The organism is Streptomyces solincola (genome assembly GCF_002982015.1).
Taxonomy (GTDB): Bacteria; Actinomycetota; Actinomycetes; order Streptomycetales; family Streptomycetaceae; genus Streptomyces; species Streptomyces solincola.
The window spans coordinates 1-6758 of record NZ_PVLV01000377.1; the positions used below are offsets into that span (position 1 = coordinate 1).

The 6758-nt window shown below is 69.4% G+C and carries 5 protein-coding genes; all 5 read left to right on the top strand.

Annotated elements, in window-relative coordinates; translation table 11 throughout:
* Positions 1-539 precede the first annotated feature (539 nt).
* The 5 genes from ngcE to C6N75_RS22110 all read left to right on the top strand — a co-directional run bounded on the left by ngcE (position 540) and on the right by C6N75_RS22110 (position 6554).
* A complete protein-coding gene (ngcE, locus tag C6N75_RS22090; protein WP_105870645.1) occupies positions 540-2003 on the top strand; it encodes an N-acetylglucosamine/diacetylchitobiose ABC transporter substrate-binding protein in 1464 nt (487 codons plus the stop codon).
* A 68-nt stretch (positions 2004-2071) separates the two neighbouring features.
* Positions 2072-2992 (top strand): carbohydrate ABC transporter permease, encoded by a 921-nt coding sequence (locus tag C6N75_RS22095; RefSeq protein WP_105870646.1) that lies wholly within the window; start codon positions 2072-2074, stop codon positions 2990-2992.
* A complete protein-coding gene (locus tag C6N75_RS22100) occupies positions 2992-3924 on the top strand; it encodes a carbohydrate ABC transporter permease (RefSeq protein ID WP_105870647.1) in 933 nt (310 codons plus the stop codon). Before C6N75_RS22095 ends, C6N75_RS22100 begins: the two co-directional genes overlap by 1 nt.
* Positions 3925-4129: 205 nt before the next feature.
* A complete protein-coding gene (locus tag C6N75_RS22105) occupies positions 4130-5329 on the top strand; it encodes an ROK family transcriptional regulator (RefSeq protein WP_105870648.1) in 1200 nt (399 codons plus the stop codon).
* Positions 5330-5450: 121 nt separating this feature from the next.
* Complete coding sequence (locus C6N75_RS22110) at positions 5451-6554, top strand: sugar ABC transporter substrate-binding protein (RefSeq protein WP_407703257.1); 1104 nt, start codon at positions 5451-5453, stop codon at positions 6552-6554.
* Positions 6555-6758: the final 204 nt, after the last annotated feature.

The following is a 6758-nucleotide window of genomic DNA, read 5'->3' on the forward strand; positions in this document are numbered from 1 at the left end:
CGGCCGAGGGGGCGGCGGTGGCGAGCAGCGAAGCGGCCGCCACCAGGGCGGCCGCGCGGGCGAGGGGGCGGCGTCTGCCGCGGGTGGGGGGTCCGGGCCGTGTGCGCATCCGAGGGGTGCCTCCTGCCGGGCGCGTTGGACAACGTTGTCAGCGAGCGGGCGCGGACACCAGTAGGGGGTCAAGTGCCAGGCGGTGTCAAGGGTGTTGGCGGGGCGTACGGACGTGGTCCGGCCGATTTCCGCAGCTCGGACGCCAGATGGCCGCCCGGTGGTTCCGCCAGGTCTCAACTCGGGAAAGACTGGAGGCCGAAGCCGCTCTCGATCTTGCTCCGCCTGCGAAGAGTGGACTATACCTGTGCGCGTCCGGGGAGATGGGGGCCGACGCACAGGCTTCCCACCGCCGTCGCCGGCGCGCGCACCACCCAGCACCTGCACGACCCAGCAAACGACCGCGGTGGCGGGGCCCTTCGCCCTCAGGGCGAACGAGACGGGTGACCGGTCCACCGCCTTCAGTCCCTGGAGAAGGCGAGGACTTGAGCATGGGAACCACCTCCGCACAGCCCACCCCCGGAGCCTCCGGAAACGGTCTCGGCCGGCGCGACCTGATCAAGCGGTCCGCGGCGATCGGCCTGGTCACCGTCCCCGGCGTCGGCTTCCTCTCCTCCTGTGCCAGCGGCACCGGCGGCGACACCGACAAGGTCGACAAGGGCAAGGTCACCAAGGACAACCCGCTCGGCGTCAACGAGTCGGCCGCGCTCGAAGTCGTCATCTTCGACGGCGGCTTCGGCCAGCAGTACGCCGTCGACGCCGAGAAGAAGTACAACGAGAAGTATCCCAAGGCCCCCAAGGTCAAGCACTCGGCCACCCAGAAGATCCAGACCACGCTCCAGCCGAAGTTCAACGGCGGCACCCCGCCGGACCTCATCGACAACTCCGGCGCCGAGCAGATGGACATGGGCGTCCTGGTCGGCAAGAAGCAGCTCGCCGACCTCACCCCGCTGATGGACGCCCCCTCGCTGGACGACCCGGCCAAGAAGGTCCGCGACACCCTGCGCCCGGGCGTGCTGGAGATGGGCCAGTTCGACGGCGACCCGGTGTGGATCATGTACTACGCGTACACGGTCTACGGCGTCTGGTACTCCAAGACCGCCCTGGAGAAGCTCGACTCGGCGTACCCGGAGACCTGGGACGACATGCTCGCGCTGTGCGCCAAGGCCAAGAAGCAGGGCATCGCCGGCTGGACGTACCCGGGCAAGTACCCGTACTACCTGCCGTTCTCGCTCTACCCGTTCATCGGCAAGATCGGCGGCCGCGAGGTCCTGGACGCCATCGACAACCTGGAGCCCAACGCCTGGAAGCACCCGGCCGTCAAGGCCGCCTTCGAGGCGTACTACGAGCTGTTCCGCAAGGGCTACGTGCTCAAGGGCACCCCGGGCATGACCCACATCCAGGCGCAGACCGCCTGGACCAAGGGCAAGGCGCTGTTCATCCCCAACGGCTCCTGGGTGGAGAACGAGGCCGCGCCCACCACGCCGAAGGACTTCGAGATGGCGGTGGCGGCGCCCTCGTCGCTGGACTCCTCGGACAAGCTGCCGTTCGGCACCATCTGGGCCTCCGGCGGCGAGCCGTTCATCGTCCCGGCCAAGGCGAAGAACCCCGAGGGCGGCATGGAGCAGCTCCGGATCATGCTCAGCGAGGCGTCCTCGCGGAACTTCACCGAGCAGGTCAAGTCGCTCACCGCGTTCAACGGCGGCACCGACGGGCTGACCCTCTCCTCCGCGCTCCAGGCCGGCGTGGACGCGCTGGACAAGGCCGGTGAGAACGTGGTCAACCCGCGGTTGCAGGACTGGTACGTCAAGCTCCAGAAGGAGCAGATCGGCGTGGCGGGCCTCGGCGAGATGATGGCCGGCCGGGCCACCCCGGCGGAGACCATCGCCAAGATCCAGGGCTACGCGGACGCCGCCGCCAAGGACCCCAACATCAAGCACTACAAGCACCAGTGATCCGTCGTCACCAGCGGCTTCCCCCAGGGGGCCGGCGCAGTTCGCTGACAGAACGGGGTCGGTAGACCATGCAGCACGGCAAGTACCGGTTCATCACGGGCTTCCTGGCACTCCCGCTCGGGCTGTACCTCCTCTTCGTCGTCTGGCCGTTCGTCCAGTCGATCTACTACTCGTTCACCGACTGGACCGGGCTCAGTCCCGAGTTCGGGATGATCGGGGCGGGCAACTACACCCGGATGCTGGACGACCCGGTCTTCTGGAAGTCGCTCCAGCACAGCCTGGTGCTGGTCCTGGTGCTGCCGCTGGTGACGCTCGGCCTCGCGCTCTTCTTCGCCTTCATGATCAACGTGGGCGGGCGGCGGCGGAACGCCGTCGTCGCCGGAGTGCGGGGCTCCGCCTTCTACAAGATCGCCTACTTCTTCCCGCAGGTGCTCTCCATCGCGATCGTCGCCCTGCTCTTCCAGTTCGCCTTCAACCCGGACGACGGGATGATCAACGCGACGCTGGAGGCGGTCGGCCTGGGATCGATCCAGCCGGACTGGCTGGGCGACCCGGACCTGGCGCTGATCGTGGTGATGATGGTGCTGGTGTGGTCCACGGTCGGTTTCTTCGTGGTCCTCTTCTCGGCCGGCATGGCCTCCATCCCCCGGGAGATCTACGAGGCCGCGCTGCTGGACGGCGCGACCCGCTTCACCACCTTCTTCCGGGTCACCCTGCCGCTGTTGTGGGACACCGTGCAGTCCGGCTGGGTGTACATGGGCATCCTGGCGCTGGGCGCGGAGTCCTTCGCCGTCGTGCAGATCATGACCGTGGGGCCCGGCGGGCCCGACTACTCGACCACCGTCCTCCCGCTGTACGTCTACCAGGCGGCGTTCCGGGACGGGCAGGCGGCGTACGCGACGACCATCGGCGTCGCCCTCCTCGTGGTCACCCTGGCGTTCGCCGCCATCGTGATGCGGCTGGGCCGGCGCGAGCGGCTGGAGTTCTGATGAAGACCACCGAGACCCCGCCTCCCGCCGTCCGGCAGGGCGGCGACCGCGGCCCTGACCAGGCCGCGCACGCCGGCGCGGGCCGCTCCGGCCGGCAGCCCGGCGGAGAGGGCGCCGCCCTCAACGTCTTCTCGCACGGCGTGCTGGTCATCTGGGCGATCATGGTCGTGCTGCCGCTGCTGTGGGCGGTGATGACCTCGTTCAAGACCGACGACGCCATCCTCTCCTCGCCCTGGTCGCTGCCCGACGGGCTGCACCTGGAGAACTGGGGCCGGGCCTGGAACCAGGCCCATATGAGCGACTACTTCCTGAACACGATCATCGTGGTGGGCGGCTCGCTCGTCGGCACCCTGGTGCTCGGCTCGATGGCGGCGTACGTCCTGGCCCGCTTCGAGTTCCCGGGCAACCGGTTCGTCTACTACCTGTTCCTCGGCGGCAACAGCTTCCCGATCATGCTGGCGCTGGTCCCGCTGTTCTACGTGATGAGCAACCTGTCCCTGCTCAACACCCTGCACGGGCTGATCCTGGTCTACATCGCCTACTCGCTGCCCTTCACCGTCTTCTTCCTCACCGCCTTCTTCCGCACCCTGCCCAGCTCGGTGGCGGAGGCCGCGCTGATCGACGGGGCCTCGCACTCCCGCACGTTCTTCCAGGTCATGCTGCCGATGGCCCGGCCCGGACTGATCAGCGTCGGCATCTTCAACTTCCTGGGCCAGTGGAACCAGTACATGCTGCCCACCGTGCTCAACACCGAGCCGGAGACCAAGGTCCTCTCCCAGGGCCTGGTGGAGCTGGCCACCAGCCAGGGCTACAAGGGCGACTGGTCCGGCCTCTTCGCCGGCCTGGTGATGGCGATGCTGCCGGTCCTCGGGGCGTACATCGTCTTCCAGCGCCAGGTGGTCTCCGGGCTGACGGCGGGGGCGCTGAAGTAGCGACCGCGGCCCGGGGCGCCAAGGCCCCCGGCCGCCGCCGCCCCCCACGTATGGTCGACAAATGAAGAATGCGCGGTTTGCCGACTTGCTCCGCTCCCGGGGTCTCTTCGGCGCTTCGTGACCCTCAAGGGCTTGACGGGGGCCAACACGAAACGCTGAGCTTAGAGTTCACATGTTGGAGAGAACGGCAGGAGTGAGTGAGTCGATGGAGACTCCGGGGTCGCAGACGTCCCTGCATCGGGCCAACCTGGAGCGGGTGGTGCGCGCCGTGCGCATGGCCGGCTCCCTCACCCAGGCGGAGATCGCCCGGACCACCGGCCTGTCCGCGGCCACGGTATCCAACATCGTCCGGGAGCTGAAGGACGGCGGGACGGTCGAGGTCACGCCCACCTCGGCGGGCGGCCGCCGGGCCCGCAGCGTCTCCCTCAGCGGCGACGCCGGCGTGGTCATCGGCGTCGACTTCGGCCACACCCACCTGCGGGTCGCGGTGGGCAACCTCGCCCACCAAGTGCTGGCCGAGGAGGCCGAGCCGCTGGACGTGGACGCCTCCTCCGCCGAGGGCTTCGACCGGGCCGAGATGCTGGTCAAGCGGCTGATCGAGACCACCGGGATCAGCCCGGGGAAGGTCGTCGGCGTCGGCCTGGGCGTGCCCGGGCCCATCGACGTCTCCTCCGGCACGCTCGGCTCCACCTCCATCCTGCCGGGCTGGAGCGGCATCAACCCCAGCCGCGAGCTGCACCGCCGGCTCGGCGTGCCGGTGTACGTCGACAACGACGCCAACCTCGGCGCGCTCGGCGAGCTGGTCTGGGGCGGCGGCCGGGGCGTGCGCGACCTCGCGTACATCAAGGTCGCCAGCGGGGTGGGGGCCGGGCTGGTCATCGACGGGCAGATCTACCGCGGCCCGGGCGGCACCGCCGGGGAGATCGGCCACATCACCCTGGACGAGTCGGGACCGGTCTGCCGCTGCGGCAACCGCGGCTGCCTGGAGACGTTCACCGCCGCCCGGTACGTGCTGCCGCTGCTCCAGTCCAGCCACGGCACCGAGCTGACCATGGAGCGCGTGGTGCAACTGGCCCGCGAGGGCGACCCCGGCTGCCGGCGGGTCATCGGGGACGTCGGCCGGCACATCGGCTCCGGCGTCGCCAACCTCTGCAACCTGCTCAACCCCAGCCGGGTGGTGCTCGGCGGCGACCTCGCGGAGGCCGGCGAGCTGGTCCTGGGCCCGATCCGGGAGTCCGTCTCGCGGTACGCCATCCCCAGCGCCGCCCGGCAGCTCTCGGTGGCCCCCGGAGCCCTCGGCGGCCGCGCCGAGGTGCTGGGCGCGCTGGCTCTCGTACTGAGCGAGATGGGCGATTCGACCCTTCTGGGCACCACCCCGCCCGCCAAGACGCCCGCGTTCACTTAGATAACGGATGGCACCGTTGTCATCTCGTTGTCAATTTACTCCTTGACGTCGTGCTGACGGCCGAGTTGACTTCCAGCCACCTCGGCCGCAACGTCGCGGCCTCGTCAGGGAGGCAACCCCAATGAACGCAATGACGCGACGCGTCGTCATAGGCACGGCCGCCGTCTCCATGGCCGTGTCCCTGGCCGCCTGCGGCAAGGCCGGCGACGGCGACAGCGCCGGCGGTGACGGCGGCGGCGACGGCAAGACCATCGGTCTGCTGCTGCCCGAGAACAAGACCACCCGCTACGAGACCTTCGACCGCCCGATCATCGAGGGCAAGATCAAGGCGCTGTGCGGGGACTGCGAGGTCAAGTACAACAACGCCGCGCAGGACACCGAGACCCAGAAGAAGCAGTTCGACTCCCTGGTCACCCAGGGCGTCAAGGTGATCATCCTGGACTCGGTGGACTACAAGGCCACCAAGTCCTGGGTGCAGCAGGCCGAGAAGCAGGGCGTGAAGGTCGTCGCCTACGACCGCCTGGCCGAGGGCCCGATCTCCGCCTACGTCTCCTACGACAACGAGAAGATCGGCCGCCTCCAGGGCGAGGCCCTGGTCACCGCGCTCGGCGCGAAGGCCAAGGACGCCAACGTCGTCATGATCAACGGTTCGCCGACCGACCCGAACGCCCCGCTGTTCAAGGCCGGCGCGCACAGCGTCCTGGACAAGCAGGTCAAGAAGGTCGTCTACGAGCAGGACATCCCGGACTGGTCCCCGGACGAGGCCAACAAGAAGATGGGCGCCGCGCTGGACTCGCTCGGCAAGAGCGGCTTCCAGGGCGTCTACTCCGCCAACGACGGCATGGCCGGCGGCATCATCACCGCCCTGAAGAAGCAGGGCGTCAAGGTCCCGGTCGGCGGCCAGGACGCCGAGCTGGCGGGCCTTCAGCGCATCCTGGCCGGCGAGCAGTCCTTCACCATCTACAAGCAGATCAAGCCGGAGGCCGAGACCACCGCCGAGATCGCGGTGAAGCTCCTCAAGGGCGAGAAGATCGACGACCTGGTCCCGACCAAGGTCACCAGCCTGACCGGAGAGTTCAAGGACATCCCGGCCAAGCTGTACGACGCGCAGATCGTGACCAAGGACAACATCGCCTCCACGATCATCGCCGACGAGGTCTACAAGGCGGCCGACATCTGCACCGCCGAGTACAAGGCGGCCTGCGACGCCGCCGGCATCAAGTAGCACCGCCGGCCCGACCCGCACCGCCCTCCCGTACCGGTCCGGCGCCCGCCCCTCACACGCCCCGCAGCGCGGGCGGGCGCCGGACTCACGACAGCAGACCCGCGGGGAGCCCGCGGGACGGCGCCCCGGGCCGGCCCACCGCGACCGGCAGGACCCGCCCCGGGCCGGAAGCCCCCCCCCCCACCGCCGCCCGCCCCCCGCCAG

What these genes read in the sequence shown, in the direction of transcription:
- C6N75_RS22110 (WP_407703257.1), top strand. Translation starts at nt 5,451, where the DNA reads ATGAACGCAATGACGCGACGCGTCGTCATAGGCACGGCCGCCGTCTCC.
- C6N75_RS22095 (WP_105870646.1), top strand. Translation starts at nt 2,072, where the DNA reads ATGCAGCACGGCAAGTACCGGTTCATCACGGGCTTCCTGGCACTCCCG.
- ngcE (WP_105870645.1), top strand. Translation starts at nt 540, where the DNA reads ATGGGAACCACCTCCGCACAGCCCACCCCCGGAGCCTCCGGAAACGGT.
- C6N75_RS22105 (WP_105870648.1), top strand. Translation starts at nt 4,130, where the DNA reads ATGGAGACTCCGGGGTCGCAGACGTCCCTGCATCGGGCCAACCTGGAG.
- C6N75_RS22100 (WP_105870647.1), top strand. Translation starts at nt 2,992, where the DNA reads ATGAAGACCACCGAGACCCCGCCTCCCGCCGTCCGGCAGGGCGGCGAC.